This window comes from Stutzerimonas stutzeri, assembly GCF_002890915.1.
In the GTDB taxonomy this organism is placed as follows: domain Bacteria; phylum Pseudomonadota; class Gammaproteobacteria; order Pseudomonadales; family Pseudomonadaceae; genus Stutzerimonas; species Stutzerimonas stutzeri_AF.
The window spans coordinates 23,858-47,995 of sequence record NZ_POUT01000007.1 but is presented as its reverse complement, the minus strand read 5'-3'; the positions used below and the strand labels follow the sequence as shown (position 1 = coordinate 47,995).

21 protein-coding genes and 2 CRISPR repeat arrays (1 of these 23 running past the window's edge) are annotated in these 24,138 nt (G+C 66.5%); of the genes, 6 read left to right on the top strand and 15 right to left on the bottom strand.

The features are described 5' to 3' along the window. Positions 1–74: 74 nt before the first annotated feature. Positions 75–941: a DMT family transporter gene (locus tag CXK94_RS13245; protein ID WP_102894686.1), complete on the bottom strand. Its 867-nt coding sequence runs from the start codon at positions 939–941 to the stop codon at positions 75–77. Positions 942–1,242: 301 nt separating this feature from the next. Here CXK94_RS13245 and CXK94_RS13240 point away from each other — a divergent pair, with 301 nt between their 5' ends. The 5 genes from CXK94_RS13240 to CXK94_RS13220 all read left to right on the top strand — a co-directional run bounded on the left by CXK94_RS13240 (position 1,243) and on the right by CXK94_RS13220 (position 4,694). Then, positions 1,243–1,728, top strand: coding sequence for a GNAT family N-acetyltransferase (locus CXK94_RS13240; RefSeq protein WP_102894854.1), 486 nt, complete (start codon positions 1,243–1,245; stop codon positions 1,726–1,728). Between the two features lie 162 nt (positions 1,729–1,890). Further along, the gene (gene ureE / locus CXK94_RS13235) at positions 1,891–2,391 is read left to right on the top strand and encodes an urease accessory protein UreE (RefSeq protein WP_102894685.1); all 501 of its coding nucleotides are present in this window, start codon (positions 1,891–1,893) and stop codon (positions 2,389–2,391) included. A gap of 11 nt (positions 2,392–2,402) precedes the next feature. Further along, positions 2,403–3,077, top strand: coding sequence for an urease accessory protein UreF (locus CXK94_RS13230; RefSeq protein ID WP_102894853.1), 675 nt, complete (start codon positions 2,403–2,405; stop codon positions 3,075–3,077). 271 nt (positions 3,078–3,348) lie between these two features. Further along, complete coding sequence (gene ureG, locus CXK94_RS13225) at positions 3,349–3,963, top strand: urease accessory protein UreG (protein WP_037045356.1); 615 nt, start codon at positions 3,349–3,351, stop codon at positions 3,961–3,963. Between the two features lie 155 nt (positions 3,964–4,118). Beyond that, positions 4,119–4,694: a HupE/UreJ family protein gene (locus tag CXK94_RS13220; protein ID WP_102894684.1), complete on the top strand. Its 576-nt coding sequence runs from the start codon at positions 4,119–4,121 to the stop codon at positions 4,692–4,694. 33 nt (positions 4,695–4,727) lie between these two features. Here the strand turns inward: CXK94_RS13220 and CXK94_RS13215 are convergent, their stop codons facing one another. The 3 genes from CXK94_RS13215 to CXK94_RS13205 form a co-directional block, all read right to left on the bottom strand. After that, a complete protein-coding gene (locus tag CXK94_RS13215; protein ID WP_102894683.1) occupies positions 4,728–4,976 on the bottom strand; it encodes a DUF2789 domain-containing protein in 249 nt (82 codons plus the stop codon). Between the two features lie 82 nt (positions 4,977–5,058). Next, a complete protein-coding gene (amn, locus tag CXK94_RS13210; RefSeq protein ID WP_102894682.1) occupies positions 5,059–6,531 on the bottom strand; it encodes an AMP nucleosidase in 1,473 nt (490 codons plus the stop codon). Between the two features lie 15 nt (positions 6,532–6,546). Then, positions 6,547–7,953 (bottom strand): PLP-dependent aminotransferase family protein, encoded by a 1,407-nt coding sequence (locus tag CXK94_RS13205; protein WP_102894681.1) that lies wholly within the window; start codon positions 7,951–7,953, stop codon positions 6,547–6,549. A 79-nt stretch (positions 7,954–8,032) separates the two neighbouring features. Here CXK94_RS13205 and CXK94_RS13200 point away from each other — a divergent pair, with 79 nt between their 5' ends. Continuing rightward, a complete protein-coding gene (locus tag CXK94_RS13200; protein WP_102894680.1) occupies positions 8,033–8,986 on the top strand; it encodes a threonine dehydratase in 954 nt (317 codons plus the stop codon). Positions 8,987–9,059: 73 nt separating this feature from the next. Next, positions 9,060–12,261: direct repeats of the CRISPR family, unit length 29 nt; unit sequence CGGTTCATCCCCGCGGGTGCGGGGAACAC. 69 nt (positions 12,262–12,330) lie between these two features. Here the strand turns inward: CXK94_RS13200 and cas2e are convergent. The 11 genes from cas2e to CXK94_RS13145 form a co-directional block, all read right to left on the bottom strand. After that, positions 12,331–12,630, bottom strand: coding sequence for a type I-E CRISPR-associated endoribonuclease Cas2e (gene cas2e, locus CXK94_RS13195; protein ID WP_102894679.1), 300 nt, complete (start codon positions 12,628–12,630; stop codon positions 12,331–12,333). Beyond that, on the bottom strand, positions 12,630–13,517 hold the full coding sequence (gene cas1e, locus CXK94_RS13190; RefSeq protein ID WP_102894852.1) for a type I-E CRISPR-associated endonuclease Cas1e: 888 nt from the start codon (positions 13,515–13,517) through the stop codon (positions 12,630–12,632). The genes cas2e and cas1e overlap by 1 nt, the downstream gene beginning before the upstream one ends. Positions 13,518–13,558: 41 nt before the next feature. Next, positions 13,559–14,374: a KilA-N domain-containing protein gene (locus tag CXK94_RS13185; RefSeq protein ID WP_102894678.1), complete on the bottom strand. Its 816-nt coding sequence runs from the start codon at positions 14,372–14,374 to the stop codon at positions 13,559–13,561. A 26-nt stretch (positions 14,375–14,400) separates the two neighbouring features. Beyond that, a complete protein-coding gene (cas6e, locus tag CXK94_RS13180; RefSeq protein ID WP_102894677.1) occupies positions 14,401–15,015 on the bottom strand; it encodes a type I-E CRISPR-associated protein Cas6/Cse3/CasE in 615 nt (204 codons plus the stop codon). Continuing rightward, entirely contained in the window at positions 14,990–15,652 is a 663-nt protein-coding gene (gene cas5e, locus CXK94_RS13175) for a type I-E CRISPR-associated protein Cas5/CasD (protein ID WP_102894676.1), read from the bottom strand. Before cas5e ends, cas6e begins: the two co-directional genes overlap by 26 nt. A 2-nt stretch (positions 15,653–15,654) precedes the next feature. Further along, positions 15,655–16,797: a type I-E CRISPR-associated protein Cas7/Cse4/CasC gene (gene cas7e / locus CXK94_RS13170; RefSeq protein ID WP_102894675.1), complete on the bottom strand. Its 1,143-nt coding sequence runs from the start codon at positions 16,795–16,797 to the stop codon at positions 15,655–15,657. A gap of 10 nt (positions 16,798–16,807) precedes the next feature. Continuing rightward, entirely contained in the window at positions 16,808–17,350 is a 543-nt protein-coding gene (casB, locus tag CXK94_RS13165; protein WP_102894674.1) for a type I-E CRISPR-associated protein Cse2/CasB, read from the bottom strand. Beyond that, entirely contained in the window at positions 17,347–18,888 is a 1,542-nt protein-coding gene (gene casA / locus CXK94_RS13160) for a type I-E CRISPR-associated protein Cse1/CasA (protein ID WP_102894673.1), read from the bottom strand. The genes casB and casA overlap by 4 nt, the downstream gene beginning before the upstream one ends. Positions 18,889–18,996: 108 nt before the next feature. Further along, on the bottom strand, positions 18,997–19,422 hold the full coding sequence (locus CXK94_RS13155; protein ID WP_102894672.1) for a type II toxin-antitoxin system VapC family toxin: 426 nt from the start codon (positions 19,420–19,422) through the stop codon (positions 18,997–18,999). Next, positions 19,422–19,673, bottom strand: coding sequence for a type II toxin-antitoxin system Phd/YefM family antitoxin (locus tag CXK94_RS13150; protein WP_102894671.1), 252 nt, complete (start codon positions 19,671–19,673; stop codon positions 19,422–19,424). Before CXK94_RS13150 ends, CXK94_RS13155 begins: the two co-directional genes overlap by 1 nt. A gap of 45 nt (positions 19,674–19,718) precedes the next feature. Then, a complete protein-coding gene (locus CXK94_RS13145; protein ID WP_102894851.1) occupies positions 19,719–22,397 on the bottom strand; it encodes a CRISPR-associated helicase/endonuclease Cas3 in 2,679 nt (892 codons plus the stop codon). Between the two features lie 171 nt (positions 22,398–22,568). Next, a CRISPR array of direct repeats spans positions 22,569–24,138; the repeat unit is 29 nt; unit sequence GTGTTCCCCGCACCCGCGGGGATGAACCG; it runs 1,573 nt beyond the window's last position.

Sequence of the window (24,138 nt, the reverse complement as noted above, 5' to 3'; positions counted from 1 at the left end):
TGTCGAATCAAGATGGTTGGAAGCTGTCCGGACGGTCAAACGACACACCCGGGCGCCGAAAAAACGGTGCGGGATCACCCTGGGCCGCTCTGCCGGCGCTGCACATAGGCCATGAACAGGCCACTGGCGATGATCACCGCCATGCCGAGCAGGGCCCCGGCATCCGGCGCATGATCGAAGGCGACGTAGCCGACGATACCGGCGAAGACTATCTGTCCGTAGGTGAACGGCGCCAGCGTGGCCGCGCTGGCGAAGCGGAAGGCATTGGTCAGCAGCAGGTGGCCGAGCATGGCCATGCCGCCGAGCGTCGCCATCAGCAGGCCGTCATGCAGCGTCGGCGTGCGCCAGTTGAAGACCACCAGCACGCTCATCGTCACGCAGCCGACCAGGCTGGTGAGGTAGTTGCTGGTCACCGGGTGGTCAGTGCCAGCCAGGCGCCGCGTGACCAGCTGGTAGACCGTGAACGACAGCGCCGCGCCGAACGGCAGCAGCACCGCCGGGGTGAACAGCGCACTGCCCGGGCGCACGATGATCAGCACCCCGACCAGGCCGAGCACCACCGCGATCCACTGGCTGCGGCTGACCCGCTCGCCGAGCAGCGCCGAGGCGACGGTCACCAGCAGCGGCGTCAGGAAGATCACCGCGGTGGCCTCGGCCAGCGGGATGTAGTGCAAGCCATTGATGAACAGCAGGCTGACGCCGACCAGGCTCAAGCCACGCAGCAGCTGCGGCCAGGGGCGCAACGTGCGGAACACGCGCTGCCCCATGCGCGGCACGAACAGCGCGGTCATCAGCAGCGTCTGCGCGACATAGCGCGCCCAGATGACCAAAAATACCGGGTAGAACTCGGAAAGGTGTTTGGCCAGCCCGTCATGGCTGGCCAGCAGCAGCCCCGACAGCAATATCAGCAGAACGCCGTAAAGCGGGTGGTGATCGTTCAAGGAAAGCCCCAAGCGGCTTGTTAGTGAGCTAATGATTATGCCTGCAATTACCGCCCCAGTCAGGCGAAGCGGCGAATCGCTGGCGCCTCGCATTTGGCGCGCACTGACGCTGAAGACGTTCCCGTAGCAAAAACGCCTCACCTCATGGAATGAGGTGAGGGGCACCGCCGCCATGCGGCCTCCCGCACGGGCAGGCCACCGCCCGGACATCCCGGCTTTCAGGTATGATGCCCGGCTTTTTGCCGAGCCGCGCGGCGTACCGCGGCGCCCGAGTGTAGTCGAGATGTACCAGCTGAGACCGATGCAGGAGCGCGATATTCCTGCCGTACTGGCGATCCAGGAACAATGCTATGCCGCCGAGGTGCTGGAAGAGGAAGCGGTGATCCGCTCGCGCCTGGCCGCCTGTCCACAACTGGCCTGGGTCGCCGAAGATGCCCGGGGTGTTTGTGGCTACCTGTTCGCCTACCGCTCGCGGCTGGGCAAGGTGACCCCGCTGGACGGCGAGTTCCAGCCGCACGACGAGGCGGACTGCCTCTACCTGCACGACCTCGCCGTTGCCAGCCGCGCCGCCGGCTGCGGCATCGGCCCGGCGCTGGTGCGGCATAACCTGCAACAGGCCAGGAGCGCGAAGCTGCGCTACTCGGCACTGGTCTCGGTGCAGGACTCGGCAGGCTTCTGGTCGCGCCTGGGCTATGCCGCCCACGACGAACTGGAACCGCGGCAGGCCGACAATCTGGCGAGCTACCGCATCCCGGCGGTGTATATGGTGCAAAGCCTGCACCATTAAGGCGCCTGTCCCGAATTCTCGCTCACAATGCGCACCATACGGGTGCGCAACAGCCCCAATATCTGGCACGCCTGCGCCAGGCAGCGGCGGGATGCGCGCGGCTGCCGAGGGTTGGCAAGCACCTTGCTCGGAATCCGGAAACATCCCGACCGGAACTCCGCAATGCTGGTGATTCGCCAACGCATCGAGGCCCGCCCAGACTGGCAGGCCGAACTCGAACTGAGCTACGACGCCCGCAGCAAGAGCCGCCTGCGCTGCTTCAGCCGCGATGGCGAGGAAGTCGGCCTGTTTCTCGAACGCGGCCAGCCGCCGCTGCACGACGGCGAATGCCTGCTCGCCGGCGACGGTCGCGTGGTGCGGGTACGCGCCCGCCCCGAGCAACTGCTGCACGTCACCTGTGCCAGCGCCTTCGAACTGACCCGCGCCGCCTACCACCTGGGCAACCGCCACGTCGCCCTGCAGCTCGGCGATGGCTGGCTGCGCCTGCTCGACGACTACGTACTCGAGGACATGCTGCTGCAGCTGGGCGCCCGGGTCGAACACATCGAGGCGCCGTTCCAGCCCGAGCATGGCGCCTATGGCGGCGGCCATCATCATTCCCACGCCGGCGAGGCGGAATTCAGCTACGCGCCGCGCCTGCACCAGTTCGGCGTGCGCCCGTGACCGCCAGCGGCATCCCATCGTCCTGGGCATTGCTCCGGCTGGCCAGCCCGCAACTGCCCATCGGCGGCTACAGCTATTCCCAGGGCCTGGAGATGGCGGTCGAGAGCGGTCTCGTAGCCGACCCGGACAGCGCCCGGCGCTGGCTGCAGGACCAGCTGCTGCTCAACCTGGCCCGCTTCGAGGCGCCGCTGCTGCTGGCCCATTGCCAAGCCGCGGCGCAAGGCGACTGGCCGCGCCTGCTGCGGCTGGCCGCCGAGCACCGCGCCAGCCGCGAAACCCGCGAATTGCAACTGGAAAGCCGGCAGATGGGCTATTCGCTGGCCCTGCTGCTCGACGGCCTGCCGGAACTCGATGCCGAGGCGCGCCGCTGCCTGGCCGAGGCCGGCGAGCCCGGCCTGGCCCTGGCCTGGGCGCTGGCTGCCCGCGCCTGGCACATCGCCCCCGCCGAGGCGCTGGCCGCCTGGCTCTGGGGCTGGCTGGAGAACCAGTTGGCGGTACTGATGAAGACCCTGCCGCTGGGCCAGCAGGCCGCGCAGCGGCTGACCTCGCAACTGCTGCCGATCCTCGACCAGGCGCAGCGGGAGGCCAGCGGGCTGCCGGAAGAAACCTGGGGCAGCACGCCGTTCGGGCTGGCGCTGACCAGCATGGCGCACGAGCGGCAGTACAGCCGGTTGTTCAGATCGTGAGGGCCTTTTCCAGCCTCGCCATGGGGTCGTGCACGTCGCCTGCAGGCATACGCTGGTGCATGGCCTCCGCAGGAGCGTGCCATGCCCGCGAAAGACGGCCACGCGGTGTACGGGTTTCGTTCGCAGGCATGGCCTGCTCCTACAGGACTGCCCATCGCCCGGCCCGGCGCCAACCCCGTTCACCAGCCAGCGCGCCCCCACGCTCGAGCGATGCAGCCATCTACGCCGGGCCTGTGCCCGACTATCCGCTTTCGTCAAGAGGAAACCAACCATGACCACCCAACCCCTGCGCGTCGGCATCGGCGGGCCGGTCGGCTCCGGCAAGACCGCCCTGACCCTGGCGCTGTGCCAGGCGCTGCGCGAGCGCTACAACCTCGCCGTGGTGACCAACGACATCTACACCCAGGAGGACGCCCAGTTCCTGGTGCGCAACGAGGCCCTGGCGCCCGAGCGCATCATCGGCGTGGAAACCGGCGGCTGCCCGCACACGGCGATCCGCGAGGACGCCTCGATCAATCTCGAGGCGGTGGAGCAGCTCAACCGTCGCTTCCCCGGCCTCGACCTGATTATCGTCGAGTCCGGCGGTGACAACCTCTCGGCCACCTTCAGCCCGGAACTCTCCGACCTGACCCTCTACGTGATCGACGTCTCCGCCGGCGACAAGCTGCCGCGCAAGGGCGGCCCGGGCATCTGCAAGTCCGACCTGCTGGTGATCAACAAGATCGACCTGGCGCCCATGGTCGGCGCCTCGCTGGAAGTGATGGAGCGCGACGCGCGCAAGATGCGCGGCGACAAGCCCTTCGTGTTCAGCAACCAGAAGGTCGGCCAGGGCCTCGACGAGATCATCGCCTTCATCGAGAAACAGGGAATGCTCAACGCCGCCTGAGCGGAATCAGGCCTGCAGGAACGAGCCTGCTCGCGAAAGACGCGCAGGCCGGCGCCAGCAAGGACCCGGCGCCTGCAACGGCACACCACAAATCCGACCGGCGCGAATGGCCTTCGACGATTCGCGACCGCCATGCCAAACCAGAGGAACACCGCATGAATCTGCACAGAAAACTCGCCTTCGCCTGCGCACTGCTGCTCAGCCCGGCCCTGGCCTTCGCCCATGCCGGCCATGACCATGCCGGCCTGCTGTCCGGCATCGCCCACCCGGTATTCGGCCTCGACCACCTGCTGGCGATGCTCGCGGTCGGGCTCTGGGCCGCGCAACAGCAGGGCAAGGCGCGCTGGGCGCTGCCGCTGACCTTCGTCGCGACCATGCTGCTCGGCGGCCTGTTCGGCTTCGCCGGCCTCGAGATGCCGCTGATGGAAACCGGCATCGCCGGCTCGGTGCTGGCCCTGGGGCTGCTGGTGGCGCTGGCGGTACGCCCGCCGCTGGCGATCGCGGCGGCGCTGACCGCGCTGTTCGCCCTCGGCCATGGCGTCGCCCACGGCCTGGAACTGCCGGAGCTGTCCAGTCCCTGGGGCTATGCCGCCGGCTTCGTCGCCGCCACCGCTGCCCTGCATGCCGCCGGCTATGCGCTGGTGCGTTACCTGCCGCAGGCCGCCGCGCCGCTGGTGCGCATCGCCGGCGCCGGCGCGGCGCTCACCGGCGCCTGGCTGCTGGCGGCCTGAGAGTCAGGCAACGGCGGCGTAGCATCGTATGCGCTACACCGCCGTCCCGCCCTGGCGCAATGCCAGGCTGAGCCGGTCGACCACTTCGGCCCAATCGGCATCCTCGAGAATCTCGTCACGCAAGAAGGCCGCCTGGGCCGGACTCCAGAATGGCGCGTCGGCCAGGTACATGCCTTCCGGCAGGGGCGAATGGGTCTCGATGAAACGCTTGATCGAAGCGTCGTCGTTGGGCAGGCCCAGTTGCTCGAACAGGTTGTGGAAGGCGTGGATCGACTGTTCCATGTGAATCTCCGGTATGGAAAGCGGGAGTGAACGACTTGAGTATCGTCCATTCCCGCGGATGCGCTGGCCGCGGCGGGGCGGATCAGCGGAACGGCGGCTCGTCGAAGCTGCGCAGCTTGCGCGAGTGCAGCGAGTTGAGCTGGTTGCGCAAGAGATCCAGCGCGGTGATGCCGATCTTCAGGTGTTGCGACACCGCCCGCTCGTAGAAGGCATTGGCCGAGCCCGGCAGCTTGATCTCGCTGTGCAGCGGCTTGTCCGACACGCACAGCAGCGTCCCGTAGGGCACCCGCAGGCGGTAGCCCTGGGCGGCGATGGTGCCGCTTTCCATGTCCACCGCCACCGCCCGCGAGAGGTTGATCAGCGGCCGCTCCTGCGCCCAGCGCAACTCCCAGTTGCGGTCGTCGTAGGTCAGCACGGTGCCGGTGCGCAGGCGCTTCTTCAGCGCTTCGCCCTGCTCGCCGGTAACCTGCGCGGCCGACTCCTGCAGCGCCTGCTGCACCTCGGCCAGGGCCGGCAGCGGGATATGCGGCGGCAGCACGCGATCGAGGATGCCGTCGCGGCGCATGTAGGCGTGGGCCAGCACGTAGTCGCCGATCGACTGCGACTGCCGCAGCCCGCCGCAGTGGCCGATCATCAGCCAGCAGTGCGGGCGCAGCACGGCGAGGTGGTCGGTGATGTTCTTCGCGTTGGACGGACCGACGCCGATGTTGACCAGGGTGATGCCGTGGCCATCCTCGGCGATCAGGTGGTAGGCCGGCATCTGGTAGCGATGCCACATCATGCTGCCGATGATCGCCTGGGCCTCGCCCTCCTCCGTGCCGCGCTCGATCACCACGTTGCCCGGCAGCACCATGCGCACGAAACGGGTGTCCTCGCGCAGCTGGTCGAGGCCGTGGCGGATGAACTGGTCGACGTAGCGGTGATAGTTGGTCAGCAGGATCCACGGCTGCACGTGGCGCCAGTCGCTACCGGTGTAGTGCACCAGGCGGCGCAGGGAAAAATCCACGCGCGCGGCATCGAACAGCGCCAGCGGATAGGGATCGGCGTGTTCCCAGTCGTACAGGCCATCGGCGATGTCGTCGCTGGCGGCGGACAGGTCGGTACTGGGGAACACCCGCGCCAGCTCGGCCGCGGTCACACCGCTGCCGGCCAGCTCGTCGCCCTGCTCGATGACGTAGGGATAGGGGATGTTGCGCTCGCTCATGCCGACTTCGACCTTGACGTTGAAGTCCTGCATCAGCGGCCGCAGCTGGTCGAGCAGGTAGGTGCGAAACGCCGCCGGATGGGTCACGGTGACGCTGTACACGCCCGGCGCCTGGACCTTGGCATAGGCACGGGTGGAAGCCGGCACCTCGCCATGGCATTCGTAGGTCAGGCGCAGCTGTGGATAGCGGAACAGGCTGCGTTCGTCGGCACTCGGCTCGGTGCGGCTGGCGACGTAGCGCTTGAGCGCCCGCTCGAGCGCCGCAGTGGCGCGCTGGTGGAGCTCGGCAAGGTAGTCCACGGCTGCTTCGGCGCTGGTGGCAATGCGAAAAGTATCACCGGCTGGGTTCATGCTGGATTTCCTTGTTCAGTCGTTGGAAACATCTTGCCTGCTCGGCGGCGACAGCGATAGCGCCGCGCAGGCATTTGCCTGTTGCCCTGCGGCAAGCCGGTCGGCCAGCGCCTGCAGGGCGCCCTTCAGCGCGACCAGCCCGGGCGCCGCGGTCAGGCTCAGGCGCACCGCATCCGGCGCGCCGGGCCCGACGGCGAAGGCCTGCGCAGCCGCCGCCTCGATGCCGGCCGAACGGCAGATACCCGACAATCCGCTTTCGCCCACCTGTGCGGCCAACCACAGGTGCGGAGAAGCGCAGGCCGGCACCCGTGGCCCAAGCATCTTGCGCGCCAGACGCCAGCGTCGGGCCACCTCCTGGCGCTGCCAGTGCAGCCGCCGCAAGGCGGTGCCGTCCTCGATCCATTGGCAGGCGATGCGCAGGCACAAGGGCGACAGCGCCCAGCCGGTGCCCTGTGCCTCCGGATCGATACGCGCCAGCCATCGTCCATCCGCTGCAATGAAGCCGAAACGCAGCCCCGGGGCGACGGTCTTCGACAGGCTGCCGACCAGCACGCTGCGCTCGGCCAGCAGCGCGGCGAGCGGCGCCTCATCGCCGAGCGCACCGTAGACGTCGTCCTCGATGACCAGCAGATCGTGCCGGCGCGCCACCACGGCGATCGCCTCGCGGCGCTGGGCGTCCATGCTGACGCCCGTCGGGTTCTGCATGCAGGGCGTCAACACGGCCACCCGGGCGGCCGTGGCGCGGGCCAGGCGATCGAGCGCGTCCGGCAGGATGCCCCGCCCGTCCATCGCCACGCCGTGCAACGGCAAGCGCAGCTGGCGGGCGGCGGCCTTGATGCCGGGCGAGGTCAAGGCTTCCACCAGGATCGGCTCGCCCGGTTCGCACAGCCCCAGCAACGCAGCGAACAGCCCCTGCTGCGCACCGGCGCAGAGCATCAGCTGGCGCGGCGGCACTTCCAGGCCGCGACCACGCAGCCAGGCACTCACGGCCAAGCGCCCACGCTGCATGCCGGCTGCCGAGGCATACCCCTGCAGCTCGGCGAGATCGGCCGCCGCGCCGAGTTCGAACAGGCTACGCGGCAGGTCCTGATCTTCCCTGTCGATCGCCGGCAGGTTGGTCGACAGATCGAGCGATACCGGCTGCGCGTCGGCCTGCTTGAGCAGAAACAGGCTGGCCTCGCGGCTGCTGGCCAGTACATAGGTCCCGCGCCCGACCTCGCCGCCGACCAGGTGCCGGCGCGCCGCCTCGCGATACGCCTGCATGGTGGTGCTCGGGTTCAGGCCCAGCGCCCAGGCCAGCCGACGCTGCGGCGGCAGCCGGTCGCCGGGCTTCAGCTCGCCCTGCTCGATCGCCCGGGAGATCGCATCCACCAGCGCCAGATAGAGCGGCTGGTCGTCATCGACAAGTCTGGGAAGCCACATTGCCTGCCATGCAATATAAAGATTTACCCATACAATGCGCGGCTCTAGGATCTTCGTCAAACCCGCCGAGGAGCCGCCCATGTTCGATCTCACCGCACTGCGCCAGGCCGCCGGGCTGATCGCCCAGAGCGTGCCGCCGACCCCACAGCATCGCTGGCCGCTGCTGGCCCGGCGACTGGGCTGCGAGGTCTGGGTGAAGCACGAGAACCACACCCCCGCCGGCGCCTTCAAGGTGCGCGGCGGCGTGCTCTACGTCCAGCGCCTGCTCGAACGCGAGCCGCAACTGCGCGGCATGATCAGTGCCACCCGCGGCAACCACGGCCTCAGCCTGGCCATGGCGGCGCAGAAGGCCGGCGTGCCGCTGAAGATACTGGTGCCGGAGGGCAACTCGGCGGAAAAGAACGCCGCGATGAGTGCCTGCGGGGCACAGCTCATCGAATTCGGCCGTGACTTCGATACGGCCCGCGAGCGGGCGGCACAGCTTGCCGCGCAGAGCGGCTGGCACCTCGTCCCCGCCCTGCACCCGGACCTGATCCAGGGCGTTGCCACCTATGCGCTGGAACTGCTCGAAGCCGCACCGCCGCTGCGCCGGGTCTACGTCCCCATCGGCATGGGCTCGGGCATCTGCGGCATGATCCGCACCCGCGATCTGCTGGGCCTGGAGACAGAAATCGTCGGCGTGGTGTCCAGCGCCGCGGATGCCTACGCGCAGAGCTTCGAGCAGGGCCGCATCGTCTGCACCGAGACAGCCGAGACCTTCGCCGACGGCCTGGCCTGCCGAATGCCGGCCCCCGAGGCGCTGGACATCATACGAACGGGCGCGGCACGCATCCTGCGCGTCGAGGACGCGGCCATCCGCGCAGCGATCAGGGCGCTCCACGAAGACACCCACAACACCGCCGAAGGCGCCGGCGCCGCCGCCCTGGCCGGCGCCATGCAGGAACGCGAGCGCAACCAGGGCGAGCGCATCGCGGTGGTCCTCAGCGGCGCCAATATCGATCGCCGGCTGCTCGCGGGCATTCTTGGCGAGTAGCCGGGGGCGAACGTCAGTTCAGTGCAGCGTTCATCATCTCAGTCGAGATGGCCGCTGCTCCGTTCGAGAAACGCGGTTCATCCCCGCGGGTGCGGGGAACACATCCCCTCGAGCGTGATCTTGTCGTCCAGCATCGGTTCATCCCCGCGGGTGCGGGGAACACAGCCTCGGCCTCAGTGCGGGCCTGTTCGTCGGCGGTTCATCCCCGCGGGTGCGGGGAACACCTCGCCGGACTCGGCGTCGCCGAAGTCGATTTCGGTTCATCCCCGCGGGTGCGGGGAACACTCGTCCAGGGCAATCCGAGCTCGGTTGACCGTCGGTTCATCCCCGCGGGTGCGGGGAACACGCGCCGCTCGGGGCTTACTTCGGTGCGACGACCGGTTCATCCCCGCGGGTGCGGGGAACACGTGCGGTCCTGGCTGTTGGTCAGCAGCGCCCACGGTTCATCCCCGCGGGTGCGGGGAACACTGATTGACCACAGCGAAGCCATCCCGCGCAATCGGTTCATCCCCGCGGGTGCGGGGAACACAAGTCGACACCGATATGCAGCGCCTCGCCTGGCGGTTCATCCCCGCGGGTGCGGGGAACACTGCAGGGCAACATCGCGCCGGACGTCGTCGAACGGTTCATCCCCGCGGGTGCGGGGAACACTGGATGGGCTGGCGGGTGACGGATATCGCCGACGGTTCATCCCCGCGGGTGCGGGGAACACGGTTGCATAGCCCGGCGGCACTGGGCCGGGGTCCGGTTCATCCCCGCGGGTGCGGGGAACACGGCGTCAACCGGGCCGGCGCCGAACGGCTCGCCGGTTCATCCCCGCGGGTGCGGGGAACACATCCGCTTCGCGGCGCGACTGCGCAGGGCGAACGGTTCATCCCCGCGGGTGCGGGGAACACTCGCCTACGCCGACAACAAGCGCCGCACGATACGGTTCATCCCCGCGGGTGCGGGGAACACCAAACCCGACCGAACCCGTTCAGGCGCCAATGCGGTTCATCCCCGCGGGTGCGGGGAACACGACCTGCTGCCCGACCTCAGCCTGCCGCCCCACGGTTCATCCCCGCGGGTGCGGGGAACACGCTGTGATCGACACCTCCGAGGTGCAAGCCACCGGTTCATCCCCGCGGGTGCGGGGAACACAACCGAGGGTGGCGGCCAGGGTTACCAGGCCACGGTTCATCCCCGCGGGTGCGGGGAACACTAGTCCGCCGCCAGGGTGATGAGGTAGTCGGGCGGTTCATCCCCGCGGGTGCGGGGAACACACCGGGCAGCCCCATACCCGGTTCAGTTCGCGCGGTTCATCCCCGCGGGTGCGGGGAACACCCTCGTCTCCTGCTCGCTCATGCCTGGCTGTCCGGTTCATCCCCGCGGGTGCGGGGAACACGCCAAGTTCAATCCAGCATTCGCCGCAGAGCACGGTTCATCCCCGCGGGTGCGGGGAACACGCTGACCCTTGGATCGACCTTGTACACGCTGGCGGTTCATCCCCGCGGGTGCGGGGAACACATCGCGCGGGCCAAGGCCATCGTGGAGGGTGACGGTTCATCCCCGCGGGTGCGGGGAACACATCGCGCGGGCCAAGGCCATCGTGGAGGGTGACGGTTCATCCCCGCGGGTGCGGGGAACACCGGGCTGTACTCCTCGAGCAGCGCGCCGGCCACGGTTCATCCCCGCGGGTGCGGGGAACACGCCGGCGCCATGTCCAGGTGAATGAACCGCCCGGGTTCATCCCCGCGGGTGCGGGGAACACCTGCAGGTGGGCTCGGACATTGGCGACTGGGACGGTTCATCCCCGCGGGTGCGGGGAACACAGTTTCGTTTCGTACCCAAGCATTAGCGGGTGCGGTTCATCCCCGCGGGTGCGGGGAACACTGCAGGTTCGGCGCCTCGCCGGCCACCTCAGCCGGTTCATCCCCGCGGGTGCGGGGAACACTCCTATAACGAGCGTAGGGACCCGTCAGATTCCGGTTCATCCCCGCGGGTGCGGGGAACACCCATCGGCGCTATTGACCGCGCCCTGAAGCCGCGGTTCATCCCCGCGGGTGCGGGGAACACCCCAATGCATCGGCAAGTCCATCGCGGCCCGCCGGTTCATCCCCGCGGGTGCGGGGAACACTTCAGTGGTGCACCCAAAGCCTGGGCGATCTGCGGTTCATCCCCGCGGGTGCGGGGAACACAGGTACTGGCAGGTGCCCTTCTCCTCCAAGTGCGGTTCATCCCCGCGGGTGCGGGGAACACCTACCTCATGATCCATAGCGACGACCCGAACGCGGTTCATCCCCGCGGGTGCGGGGAACACGTGACGCGCACCGTTTCGAGCTGGATCATGGACGGTTCATCCCCGCGGGTGCGGGGAACACCTGGAGAAGGCCAAGTCCAGCCCCGAGGCGCGCGGTTCATCCCCGCGGGTGCGGGGAACACCCCATGCGATAGATCGAGCCACCCATCACGACCGGTTCATCCCCGCGGGTGCGGGGAACACGCCGAACTGGTACGAAGGTCTCAATCAGGAGGCGGTTCATCCCCGCGGGTGCGGGGAACACACGCGAAGGACCTACGAGAAGTAGACGAGTGGCGGTTCATCCCCGCGGGTGCGGGGAACACCGTGCCCAACCTTCGCCTGCCTACCCTGTCGCCGGTTCATCCCCGCGGGTGCGGGGAACACATCACGCCCGACACCAGGAAGAACAGCAGCCGCGGTTCATCCCCGCGGGTGCGGGGAACACCCAGCCAGTTTCTCAACCGCCCGATTCCCTGGCGGTTCATCCCCGCGGGTGCGGGGAACACATCGGCGGTGCTGTCGTGGACCCCGGTAAAACCGGTTCATCCCCGCGGGTGCGGGGAACACGACAGTTGCAGCGCGGCGTCCACGGTGACGTTCGGTTCATCCCCGCGGGTGCGGGGAACACCGCCTGCAGGCGCAGGTGCGCCTGAACGGCACCGGTTCATCCCCGCGGGTGCGGGGAACACCAGCGGGCGCCCATGGTGTTGCTGGCGGTGCGCGGTTCATCCCCGCGGGTGCGGGGAACACGCCTGATCGCGTCCTGGACGAAGTCGTCGAAGCGGTTCATCCCCGCGGGTGCGGGGAACACTGCCGGGGCTGACCGTCGCCGTGCCCGTAATACGGTTCATCCCCGCGGGTGCGGGGAACACACCGGTGCGCCGCCCTTGGCCTTGCTGAAATGCGGTTCATCCCCGCGGGTGCGGGGAACACGGTGAGCCCGGCGCTACGGGCACGGCCAGCCGCGGTTCATCCCCGCGGGTGCGGGGAACACACTTAGCGTAACCAATTAATCTTCAAGGGAAAAATCGGCCGCTAAAAATCTACCAGCTTTTTTTCCTTGTTAAAGATCGGGATTTTCCAGCGGATGGAAGGCAACCAGATGCAGGCCATCGAACTCCACGGGGAGGCGGCGATTGGGGCCGAGGGTTTGGAATTCGTAGCCGGACTCATGACTGCTCGCCCAAGCCATCACTACATTTCCGTCCTCGTGTCCTTCGCTCAGTTGCTCCCAGATCATTTCCCGGGTGCGCTTGGAGACATCGCCGATATAGACGCCCGCGCGCACTTCCAACAGCCAGATGGCCATACGGCCACGCAGGCGCGGCGGCACGTTTTCGGTGACCACGACGAGAAAACTCATCACTGCGTCCTGTGCCCGGCTTCGCCGATGCTTTCAGGGTTGGGGATGGCAGGCGGTACGGATTCGGGTGGCGCTTCGGGCGGCGAGATGCCGCCGGCGGACAGCACCTCTTCGATGGTGGGGATGATCTTCGCGAGGATCTTGCTGGAGCGGAACAGATCACGGCACCCCAAGCGCACTTCCCGTTCGGGTTGCGGCGGTGACTTCGCGGCGATGCGGAAAGCCAGCGGCACCACGGTCTCGAACTTGAACAGATCGGCGATATCGTAGACGAAGGACAACGGCTTGCCGGTGTGGATGAAGCCCACCGCAGGTGCATAACCAGCCGCCAGCACGGCGGCCTCGGCGATGCCATACAGGCAGGAGGTGGCCGCCGACAGGCAGCGGTTGGGAATGTCCGCCGCATCCCATTGCTGCCGATCGTAGTTACGCGCCCGCCAGTCGACACCGTATTGCTTGGCCAGCAGCTTGTAGGTTTCGCGTACCCGCGCACCTTCGATGCCGCGCAACTGTTCGACGCTCCGGCGCGCCGGCGCCGGCTCCTGGAAACGCAGCTCGTACATCTTGCGCACCACCTTCAAGCGCAACTCGTCGTCCAGTGCCAGTTTGGCCTGATAAAGCAGACGATCCGCCCGAGCCCCACCCGGCTGGCCGCTGGCATACAGGCGTACACCGGATTCGCCCACCCATACCAGCAAGGTGCCTACCGTAGAAGCCAGATGCACGGCGGCATGAGACACACGCGTTCCCGGTTCGAGCATGATGCAAGCCACCGAGCCGACCGGGATGTGCATGCGCACGCCGGTCTTGTCGATCACCACGAAGGCGCCATCCAGCACGTCGATCTGCCCGTACTGGACGAAGATCATCGATACCCGGTCCTTCATCGGCAAGGGCTTGAGCGGCGGCAGCAGATTACCCGCCACGTTTAGACGCCCCCATCGAGCAGCGGCTGCTGCGTCGCCTCGACCAGCACGCGCATCTGCCGAATGGCCAAATCATTCTGCAGGCGTTCGGGCTGGGGCAGCCCTTCGCCGATGAAATGTGCATTCATCGACTCCAGGTTGGCCAGGCAAACCAGCTGATGCACATTGGCATGGTCGCGCAGATTGCCTTTCAGCTCTGGGTTGGCATCGCGCCATTGCCGAGCGGTGACGCCGAACAGTGCCACGTTCAACAGGTCGGCTTCGCTGGCATAGACGAAGCCGATTTGCTGCGCGCTCAAGGTATCGGGAATCAGGTTTTCGCGAATGGCGTCGGTATGGACCAGGTAGTTGACCTTGGCCAGGTTGCGCCGGATATCCCAGCCCAGCTGCTGGAACTCCTGTGCCTTGAGGCGCTGGAACTCCTTGATCAGGTAGAGCTTGAACTCCACCGAAATCCAGCTGGCGAACTCGAAGGCAATATCCTTCTGGGCGAAGGTGCCGCCATAACGCCCGGCCTTGGAGATCACGCCGATGGCGCCGGTCCGCTCGATCCACTGCTTGGGCGTTAGGGTAAAGCTGTTAAGCCCGGCCTGCTTTCTAAACCCGTCGAATTCGACGGATTTAAAATCCGGGTTATTGAGCTGCTCCCAGATACCCAGGAAGTCAATGGTGTTGCGGTTGCGTAGCCAGTTGCGGATCAGGTCGTCGGTACGATCCGGGTTCTTGTAGCGGGCGATGTCAGTGATACAAATGTACTCCACACCGTCCCTGGTGTAGGTATTGATGTCCTGCTCCAGTACCTGCAGTTTGGCTTTCATGGCGCCCTCCTTGGTCTAATCCACACTCAGCCACGCGCCACGCTGAGCAGCCCGCAACCGAACGCCTTGCCAGGGCCAATGCCTTGCAACAACGCCCGGCTGAACGCGGTCAGTTCGCGCACTTGCAAACGCCCCTCGAAACACACCCGCTGCAGGCTGATGCAGCTGTCGCCCTTGCGGCTTGCCAACACATCGCTGGCCGTGACCAGAGCGGCCTCGATACCAAAGCCATGCCGCTCACCCTGCCGGTTCAACCAGGCCAGTTGCTCCTGCTCACCTGCCAGGCCGTAGCGCTTGCCCTGGCGAGTGACGGTCGGGTTGGCCTGCAGGCGAAAGCGGTAACGCGCACCGCCCTCGACCCATGTTTCAAACTTGAGTGGCTTGCTCTCGATCTCGCGCTGCAGGTAGTTGGGCAGCACCTGCAAGGCGGACCAATCGCCTGCCAGGGTCGACTGCACCAGCACGACGGGCGTCGCCCAGGCACTGCTGCCGGCCTCCAAACGCCAGAGAAAACGAGCCGGAGCGCTGTGCTCATCCGTCACGAAGACACGTGCCAGGGTGCGGTGCATCTCGTAGGCATCGGCCAAATCACGCCGCGCCTGAGCGCTGCGCGGGTCAAGCGTCAGTCTGGTCAGGTACATGCAGCACTCCCGATTTCACGAAACGTGGGCCGAAGCGACGTTCGGCGAAAGGTGCGACGGGCTGATCGAGGCGGATGGCGCCTTCCTGGTCGTTCTCCAACAGACAGCGCAGAGTCGACTGCGAGACAGCCCGGCGCGCGCCGGAGAGCCGAGGGTACTGAGCCAGCGCCTCTTCCAACGACAAGGATGAGAGGCCGTCGGGCAGCCAGACCGGCAGCCCCGGTGCAAAGCTCTTGCGCCCCAGCGCCAGCGGCCAGTGCGGGGCGCGCAAGGCGGCGTAAATACGCGCCAGCAGGGCGTCATCCGTGCCCTCCAGGCCGACCAGAAAGGCCGCGTCCGCCAAGTAGTAGCGCGGGCTGACCACGGTGCGGCGCAAATCGGACTTACCGGTGGCGATCAACACGCCGGTAGCGGTCTGGTAGTCGCGCATCGGCGCACCTTCGTGATCGACACGTACGCCCATGCGCAGGGCGGCCAGATCCTCCACGGGCTCATGCCGATCACGACCCAGCGCCGCACAGACCAGCCCGAGCACACCCGACTTGGAAGGCTCCAGCTGGGTGTCGCGCTCATCGAAACGGCTGGTGGTGCCCCAGGATTGCATCGGCCCCTGCAAGCGCAGCAACAGGGTGGCCATGCTCAGCCCTCCAGTTGCGCAGCGACCTGCATGCGTACCCAGCTCGCCAGTTCGCCCAGGTTATGCACTTGAGTCCCCTTCTGCTGCGGCCAGGCCTCGCTCAGATCGAGGTAGGCCCACTGGTCACTGGCATCGGCATAGACCGCCGCCAGCTTGCCCTCGTGCCTGGCCAGTTCGCCGACCGACAGGCTGCTCAGCGCTGCATCGTGATGTGCGGCGATGGGCTTCTCGAAGGCGTTGGCCAGGTTCAGCGGGCCGGCATGGCGCAGGCAGACGCCGACGAAGCTCGGCAGGTTGTGCGCGGCGAAGGTGTTCTGCTTGCCCGTCGGGATAGCGCGCACCATGGCCTGGGTAAAGGCCTCCAGGGCGGAAAGGGTCAGCTCGCGATCCTGCTGTAGGTTGCCGAGCAGCTTGCCGGCATCGACCACGGCATAGCGGTACAGCGTCGCTGAATTGAACTCCACCTGGCCGATCATGCCGGCGCCGGTTTCGTCCGGCCCGCCCTTGTCGTCGACGGCGGTGAAGTAGTCGAACTCGCGCTCCACACGGTGCGTGCTGATGGCATGGGCCACCTGGCAGGCGGCGTCCTGGTTGACCTCCGGCATATCGGCGAGCATGCGCCCGAACAAGGCCACATCCACTGCCTTGCCGCCATCGAGCAGGGCCTTGGCCTTTTTCACCACCTCGGCCGGCGCGCTGGCCTTGGCTTCCTTCTTGCCCTTCTTTTCGCCGCCTACCGGGGCACCGGCCAGCTCGTCCCAGTGTTGCTCGATCAGCGTGGCGAAGCCGGCGATCTCTGCCTCGCCAAGAAACAGCAGGTATTCGGTCTTGCCGTCGTCCTTGAGCTTGAGGCCGGCAGCAGCCAGCGCCACTTCGATCTTGCCCTCGGCTTCGAGCGGGTCACGCCCGGCCAGGCGCTCCAGCAACAGTGTCTTCAGTTTCTTGGTACGCACACCGCGAAACTCCGGAGCGACCAGCTCATGCTCCTGGGCAGCCAGGCGGATGGCGCGCTTGAAGCACTGGCTGCTGACCCGCGCACGGCGATGACCGCCGAACAGGGCATCCTTGGGTGCGCCGGTGTCGTCACGGTTGAGGTTGGATGGGGCGAAGTTCTGGATCAGGTGGAACTCGACGAACAGACTCATGATGTCCCTCTCAGTCGTTGGCAGCTTGTTCGGGGATGTCGGCGGCAGGTGCCGCCAGTGCGCGATAGAAGTCCCGTGCCCAGCGCTGGCGCACGTTATCGCGGCGTTCGGCATCGATACGCGGATTGAGCCAGACGCTCAGATCACGCAGCAGCACGCCGTAGTCCAGTGGGCGATCATCGGCCGCCAGCAGGCTGATGATCTGCCGCAGATACACCGCCAGGTTTTCCGCATCGGCGCCGAGCAGAGCGATGAAACGTTGCTCGATGCTGGCGCTGTCGCGCTTGCGCATCAACTCGCCGAGGCTACTGGCCAGGCTTCTCGCGCCGTGGTGAGGATGAGCGGCGTACAGGCCGGCAGTCAGGTACAGCGCCAGCCGCGAGGCATCCTGGGCATGTCGCTCGGTCGCGACGAAGCGCTCCACATGGGGGTAGGCCGGCGGGTAGCAACCCGGCTCGAAGCTCAGGCTGCGACGCAGGGTGGCCATGGCGCCCCGGTCGCGCTCCTGCAGGCGCTGCAAATGCGCGATAAAGCTCTGCGCGAACTCACTCATGCGCGAACCTCCTTGTCGGGTGTGGGAGTCTCCCGCAACGGGCCGAGCAGCCCCAGCAGGCGTGGATAATGGCGCGCCTCGGCACGCAGTGCTTTGGCGCCTCGCCCCAGGTCGGCCAGCACGGCCTGCCAGGACTCGCGCACTGCCTGATGCAGGCTCTGCCGCCAGAGTGCCTCTGCCTCGTCCAGTTCGTCGTTGCCCAGCAGCGCCATGACGCGCCCCAGATGGCGCTCGGCGCCGGCGAAGTACAAAGCACCCGCCGGGCCGGCGTCGATCAGGCTGCGCGCACGCGCCCAGGTGTCCTTGCTGCCGGGGTCGGGCAGGGTTTCGGCGAGCATGCCGGTCGCCAGCTTGCGCAGTGCACTGAACAACTCTTCGGCATCGCGCACATAGCGGCGCAGCTCGTTGGCGTGATCGGGCGAAGCGAGCAGCTTGGCCGGCAGCGCGATGCGCTCGGAGCGCCAGCGCAGCAGCTTGGCCTGATCACTGGCCAAGCCTGCAATCAGCAGCGGCTGCACGCCATCGCCCAGGTAGAACTGCAGATTGGCCGCCCACTCCAGCACTGCAGCAGGCTGCGAGGCCTTGCCTTCAGCGTCTGGCAACAGTGCAGGAAGATCGCGCCACAGGGCACGCCCCTCGGTGAAGCTCAGACGCACCAGGCTGTTGCTACCCGCCCGATAACTGGCCATGGGGTCGGGTGCCTGCATGTCATCGCCCAGTGCCAGGCCAGCGGCGAAGCGAATCCACTGCACACGCTGCTCATCATCCGCTAACAACAGAACGGCCCGGCTCTGTCGGGAGTAACGATCATTGGGGCCGGTCGCCACCTCAGGGTCGCCACGCAGTTGGGTAATGCTCAGTGCGTTGCGCTCCCAAGCGGGCAAGTCTTCATGCCCCGTCTGGGTCGGTGGATGCAGGGCCAGGCACAAGCTTTGCGCCAGCGAATCGCCCATCGGCATGACGGCCGCCGTATTCGCCAGCGCGCCTGCCTTGTCGGAATCGCGCAGCGTCTTGACCAGGCCGCCGGGAGTGAACTGCAAAAAGCCCAGCAGGGTGCGCAACGCATCGGCGGCACCGATGCTGCGTGGTGCTAGATCACAGGAATGGTCGAACACCACCGGCGCATTGCCGTTGGCGCTGGCCAGGGAGATTTGCGTCCAGGGTTTGAGCTTGTCGCGGGTTTCTTCGGCGTCGGCCAGCGCCGCCACCTGCATGAAGGGATACTGCGGATGGAACAGCCAGAAGCGTTCGCGCCAGTGTTCCAGATAGTCGCGAATGGCCGCCAGCGGCAGGCCGTCCCGATGCCAGCGCATGCGCTCGGCATCCGTCCAGCGCCCTTGCGCCTGGGTAATGGCGCGATGGGTAATCGCCAGCAACAACCGGTATTGGGCGATCAGGCTCGGCGGCGAGGTCTCCGCCAGGGCGCCGATCTCGCTGGAGCGCTCGAAAAGTTCCAGCAAACTCAGTTCACGCACCTGCCCATCGTGCATCCGTACCGCCAGCCATGGCTCGTCGAGCAGATTGAAAGACTCACTCATGCCGCTCCTCCACTCCCTGTTGCCCGCACGATTCCATATCCCTCTCCCTGAATCCGGCAGGTCTGAGTAAAGCAGACAAAGTGCCACTACGGCATGAGGCAAATCAATTCAACCGGCAAACTCCCATGGGTTGATCAGCGCCACGCCTGTGGGCAGAAAGTCCGCCACGTTGCGTGTGGCGACCGTCATGCCATGCACCAGCGCCGTGGCCGCGATCAAGGCGTCGCGTTCGGCACGCGGGTCGGGGACGTGCAATTGCGCGCAGCGCTGCGCCACGGCGGCATCGACCGGCAGGATGCGTCCGGCGAAACCGGGTAGTACGTGGCCCTCGAGCCAGGATCGCAGCAGGCTGCCCTGCTGCGGGTCGCGTCTTTCCACCAGCAGCACGCTGGTTTCCAGCTCAAGAATGGTGATCGCGGAGAGGAATAACTGCCCCGGCACCAGGCGTTGCGCCCAGGCCACCAGACGTGGGTCGGCCTTGCCACTCTTGGCCTTGCGCAGTTCGGACACGACATTGGTGTCGAGAACGAACATCAACTCAAGTCCGCCGGACGTGACAAGCCCTGCGCACGCGGCGCTTCGAACTCGATGTCCTCGACTGCCGGCATGGCCAGCAAGTCGATGATGCTGCCGGGGCCGCCGGTCAGACGCTGGTATTCCTCGATGCTGAGCAGGACATGAGCCGGCTTGCCACGGTCGGTGATGAAGACCGGCCCATGGTTGGCGGCCCGCTTGGCGCCACTGGCGTCTTGATTGAATTCGCGACTGGTAAGGATGGTTTGCATGGCTTATTCTCGACTTGTAGAAACGTATCTACATAATACCCCTGATCATGACTCAGGCAAGCCATTGGCCACGTCCCGCTGATAAACCAGACCCAGCTCATCATCCAGACGCACCGTCAAACGGCCAATCTGCAAGCAACCGTCGGTGAGCAACAAGGGCTTGAGGTGACGCAGCAGCGGATGTCCGCTGAATGCGCGGGGCGATACTTCGCCCTGTACATGCTTGACCAGCGCCGGGCGCGAACTCTTCAGCTGTCGGGCGTGGAGTTGCCTGGCAAGGGTGTTTGGCAGTAGATGATCCGGATCGAAGGCCTCCCCCTCTGGCGTCAGGCTCCAGCCGCCAGGCACCTGGTGTATGGGGATCAGAGTCACGGAGTCCTCGCCCAGGCGGGTGTAGTTGGGCAGGCCCAGACCTTCCTCGCCCTCTTCATAACCTCGATTCTTCTGGGTATAGGCGTTCTGTGGCTCGGCCTGCGGGTCAATGGCGACATTGAGCGCCATCATCCGCTCGGTTTGCCGCTTGCCCAGGTGGCTGCCGTAAGCGTCATCCTCGATAAAGGCACGATCGGCCTCGGCAAGATCGGCCGGCAGATCCTCGCCGTCGTACACCGCCTGCACCAGACGGTCGATATCCTGCGGCAGATGCAGTTCCTGCTCGCGCGACAGCAGCGCCCAGGTGCGACCGAGGATGTAGGGCTCGTAGACGTACTCCCAGGCGGTGCTCTTGAGGTCGGGCAATGCAGCGGGGTCAAGACCTGCCACATACAAAATCGCCTGCCGATGCGCTTCAGGGCGCTCGCGCCGGTGGCGATGCAAACGGCCGGCACGTTGCAGGATCAAGTCCACCGGCGCCAGGTCGGTGAGCATGAAGTCGAAGTCGATATCCAGGCTCTGCTCGGCCACCTGAGTGGCGATCAGCAATGCCTTGGCAGGCCGTTCGCCATCCTGGCCGAAGCGCGCCAATACCATTTGCTCCTGCTCGCTGCGTTGGTCCGCCGGGAAGCGTGCATGAAACAGCAGCAGAGGCACCGCATCGCCCAACTCGGCCTTGAGCTTGAGATAAACGTTCTGCGCGCGATCCACGGTATTGACGATCAGCGCCCCGCAGCCACCCTGCTGCACCAGCGCCAGGGCCTTGGCGACCAGGCTGTCGATATCCTCGGCCACTGCCTGCAGCTGGATCGGTGGCAGTGGGCGCGAAGCACAGGTGCTGCCCTGCAACCCGCGCTCATCGGCCAGCAGCAGGCGCGGATAGGCCAGCTCGGGAATCTCGTCCATCGCCACGCCCCAGGCGCGCAACAGCACATCGCGGCGCGGCGCCGGCAAGGTGGCGCTCATCAGCACCACCGAGCTGCCCATGGCCTTGAGCCAGCGCAGCAGGGCTTCGATCAGGCCGCTGGTGTAGGTGTCGTAGGCATGCACCTCGTCGAGCACCACCACGCGATTGCTCAGCCCCCACAGCCGCACGAAGTGGTGTTTGACGTTGAGCGTGGCGAACAGCGCCTGATCCACAGTGCCGACGCCATAGGGCGAAAGCAGCGGCCGGCGACGCTGGGAAAACCAGGCCGATGAAGTGACATCCTCACCCACAGCACCATGAATGCCACGCAGCGCCAGGACCTGCTCATTGAGCGCGGCACCGCCATGCACCAGTTGCACGTCCAGCGGGGTATCGGCGGCAAAACCGTGCAAAAACGTCAGCGCACGGCTGAACAGTGCATTGCCCGTGGCCTGGGTCGGCAGCGCCACATAGAGGCCCCGGTGCCTGTTGGCCGCCTGCAGGCGCAGGTGGGCGAGGAAGGCCAGCTCGGTCTTGCCCTCCCCCATCGGCGCCTCGACCAGCAGCAGCGCCGGGCCTTGCACGCCATCGAGCAGGCGGTCGGCCTCGCGCTGCAGGGGGCGGGCCGTCAGTTCCGGACGCTGGACGATCTGCCCAATCAATTGATCCGCCGTAGACGGGGCAGCCAGCAGCGCCTGAAAGGGACGCCAGCCGATCTGCTGCAAGGCCTGGTCGGCGCGCCTGCCGGCATCGGCATAGTGCTCGGCGAGCAGCGCATGACGCTCGCCCAATGGAAACCACTCGGGGTTGGAGCCGATCCAGTCGGCCACGCTGGTCAGCCCGGCCAGCCACTGCACTGCGGGCTGCGACAGCGCTTCGATCTGCGGTGCCCCTTGAGGAGCCAACACGGTCCAGTAGGCCGCGAAGATTTCCCGGCGCACCTCGCTCCAGGCCGGCGGCTCGAACGACGGTTTGCCCCGGTTGAGTTCCGTCTGATTGAAGTTGTAGCCGTGATGGGCACTGATGGCCTGCAAGGCGTGGCGAATCCATAGCAGATGGCCAATACCCTGGTGCGGCAAATGTTCCCAGAGCAGCGCAGCACTGGCACAGGCATGATCGGTAACGCTCAGTGAACGGGCGGGGAAGGCCAAACCCAGCCCTTCGTCGGTTTGCCGCCCCTCGGACCACTTATCCTGAAAACCGGGGATAGCCTTGCCGAAATCATGTAACCCCACCAGACAGGCCACCCAGCGCGCGACCTGCGCTCGCTCCAGCCCCAACGCCCGAGACGCCCACTCCAGCGTGCTCGCGGGCTCATGCGCGAGCATCCGCTCGGCCACCGCCGCCACATCCAGCAAGTGGGCCAGCACGCCATGACCAAAGCCCTCACCACTCTTGGCCCAGAGCCTACGAGCCGGGTCGCCCAGATCAGAGAATCCTTTCATCATGCCTCATCCGTCTTGCGATACGCGACTATGGCATACCTGACAAGATCAAATTGCCACTACTATTTGCGGCGGAGTCAAGCTCGATCTTTAACAAAAAAACTAGAAGGAAACCTCGGTAGATTTTTGGCATTCGATTTTTCCTCATAGGATCAATCGTTTACGCTAAGAGTGTTCCCCGCACCCGCGGGGATGAACCGTTGGAGGGAGAGGCCGTGATCCGGACGCACCCGTGTTCCCCGCACCCGCGGGGATGAACCGGTCAGCCACTTCGTCGGAGTCGCATACGTACTGTGTTCCCCGCACCCGCGGGGATGAACCGACCACCCGCACATCGCCGGCCTGAACCGCACCGTGTTCCCCGCACCCGCGGGGATGAACCGATCGTTCGGCGCAGTAAATGCCTGATCACTTGGTGTTCCCCGCACCCGCGGGGATGAACCGTGCAGCTCTGCGCCGTTCCACAGCACGATGGGGTGTTCCCCGCACCCGCGGGGATGAACCGACTGAACGCACCTTCGACTGGGACCTCTACGGGTGTTCCCCGCACCCGCGGGGATGAACCGGCGATCGCCACCAACGTGGGCAGCTACCGGCCGTGTTCCCCGCACCCGCGGGGATGAACCGGCGCGTCGACAGCATCAGCAGCCGGCGAAGCCGTGTTCCCCGCACCCGCGGGGATGAACCGTGCTGCGCCGTTCGTCTTTCGCTTGATCACGGGTGTTCCCCGCACCCGCGGGGATGAACCGCACGCCGGCGCGCTCGTCTTCGCCAAGCGCATGGTGTTCCCCGCACCCGCGGGGATGAACCGCAGCTTGCGGACCGTTGGCGCCTCCTCGCCGGGTGTTCCCCGCACCCGCGGGGATGAACCGTCAGCGGATGAGCTGCTGGCCACGCCGCGTCGGTGTTCCCCGCACCCGCGGGGATGAACCGGCTACGCCCTGCCGGAGCTGGATATCCGCTGGGTGTTCCCCGCACCCGCGGGGATGAACCGGCTGAGGAGTTCAGGCAGGCTCAGTTGGAGTAGTGTTCCCCGCACCCGCGGGGATGAACCGACTACTCCGTTTAAGGTGATGGCGGCGTTGTCGTGTTCCCCGCACCCGCGGGGATGAACCGCCGATGCCCAGGTAGATGGCCCAGGAGCAGTGGTGTTCCCCGCACCCGCGGGGATGAACCGCCGCATCAATGAGCTGGGCTGTCTTCCTAGCAGTGTTCCCCGCACCCGCGGGGATGAACCGCGCCCCAGGCGCTTGAGGATCGGCACATGCTCGTGTTCCCCGCACCCGCGGGGATGAACCGCTGCCGGACACCAACTCGAACGCAGGCACGTTGTGTTCCCCGCACCCGCGGGGATGAACCGCAGGGCGAACTGCAATCCCGTCTGCAGGAGGCGTGTTCCCCGCACCCGCGGGGATGAACCGCCGGCCCATGGCAGTTCGCGCTGCAGGTGCTGGTGTTCCCCGCACCCGCGGGGATGAACCGGCGAACTCGTCCAGCAGCACGTTGGCCGAGAAGTGTTCCCCGCACCCGCGGGGATGAACCGCTCCGCGGCAAGAACTGCGAATACGAGGCGTAGTGTTCCCCGCACCCGCGGGGATGAACCGTCTCTTGCGTGTGTCTCGAAAATCCGCGATTAGTGTTCCCCGCACCCGCGGGGATGAACCGAATGACGTTCATCACTGCGCCCCCATGCACTTGTGTTCCCCGCACCCGCGGGGATGAACCGGTTCTGCAATCGGAT

Excerpts from the sequence above, each read along its gene's own strand:
- CXK94_RS13240 (WP_102894854.1), top strand. The coding sequence starts at position 1,243 with ATGCAGGAGCGCGATATTCCTGCCGTACTGGCGATCCAGGAACAATGC.
- ureE (WP_102894685.1), top strand. The coding sequence starts at position 1,891 with ATGCTGGTGATTCGCCAACGCATCGAGGCCCGCCCAGACTGGCAGGCC.
- ureG (WP_037045356.1), top strand. The coding sequence starts at position 3,349 with ATGACCACCCAACCCCTGCGCGTCGGCATCGGCGGGCCGGTCGGCTCC.
- CXK94_RS13220 (WP_102894684.1), top strand. The coding sequence starts at position 4,119 with ATGAATCTGCACAGAAAACTCGCCTTCGCCTGCGCACTGCTGCTCAGC.
- CXK94_RS13215 (WP_102894683.1), bottom strand. The coding sequence starts at position 4,976 with ATGGAACAGTCGATCCACGCCTTCCACAACCTGTTCGAGCAACTGGGC.
- amn (WP_102894682.1), bottom strand. The coding sequence starts at position 6,531 with ATGAACCCAGCCGGTGATACTTTTCGCATTGCCACCAGCGCCGAAGCA.
- CXK94_RS13205 (WP_102894681.1), bottom strand. The coding sequence starts at position 7,953 with ATGTGGCTTCCCAGACTTGTCGATGACGACCAGCCGCTCTATCTGGCG.
- CXK94_RS13200 (WP_102894680.1), top strand. The coding sequence starts at position 8,033 with ATGTTCGATCTCACCGCACTGCGCCAGGCCGCCGGGCTGATCGCCCAG.
- cas2e (WP_102894679.1), bottom strand. The coding sequence starts at position 12,630 with ATGAGTTTTCTCGTCGTGGTCACCGAAAACGTGCCGCCGCGCCTGCGT.
- cas1e (WP_102894852.1), bottom strand. The coding sequence starts at position 13,517 with ATGAAGGACCGGGTATCGATGATCTTCGTCCAGTACGGGCAGATCGAC.
- CXK94_RS13185 (WP_102894678.1), bottom strand. The coding sequence starts at position 14,374 with ATGAAAGCCAAACTGCAGGTACTGGAGCAGGACATCAATACCTACACC.
- cas6e (WP_102894677.1), bottom strand. The coding sequence starts at position 15,015 with ATGTACCTGACCAGACTGACGCTTGACCCGCGCAGCGCTCAGGCGCGG.
- cas5e (WP_102894676.1), bottom strand. The coding sequence starts at position 15,652 with ATGGCCACCCTGTTGCTGCGCTTGCAGGGGCCGATGCAATCCTGGGGC.
- cas7e (WP_102894675.1), bottom strand. The coding sequence starts at position 16,797 with ATGAGTCTGTTCGTCGAGTTCCACCTGATCCAGAACTTCGCCCCATCC.
- casB (WP_102894674.1), bottom strand. The coding sequence starts at position 17,350 with ATGAGTGAGTTCGCGCAGAGCTTTATCGCGCATTTGCAGCGCCTGCAG.
- casA (WP_102894673.1), bottom strand. The coding sequence starts at position 18,888 with ATGAGTGAGTCTTTCAATCTGCTCGACGAGCCATGGCTGGCGGTACGG.
- CXK94_RS13155 (WP_102894672.1), bottom strand. The coding sequence starts at position 19,422 with ATGTTCGTTCTCGACACCAATGTCGTGTCCGAACTGCGCAAGGCCAAG.
- CXK94_RS13150 (WP_102894671.1), bottom strand. The coding sequence starts at position 19,673 with ATGCAAACCATCCTTACCAGTCGCGAATTCAATCAAGACGCCAGTGGC.
- CXK94_RS13145 (WP_102894851.1), bottom strand. The coding sequence starts at position 22,397 with ATGAAAGGATTCTCTGATCTGGGCGACCCGGCTCGTAGGCTCTGGGCC.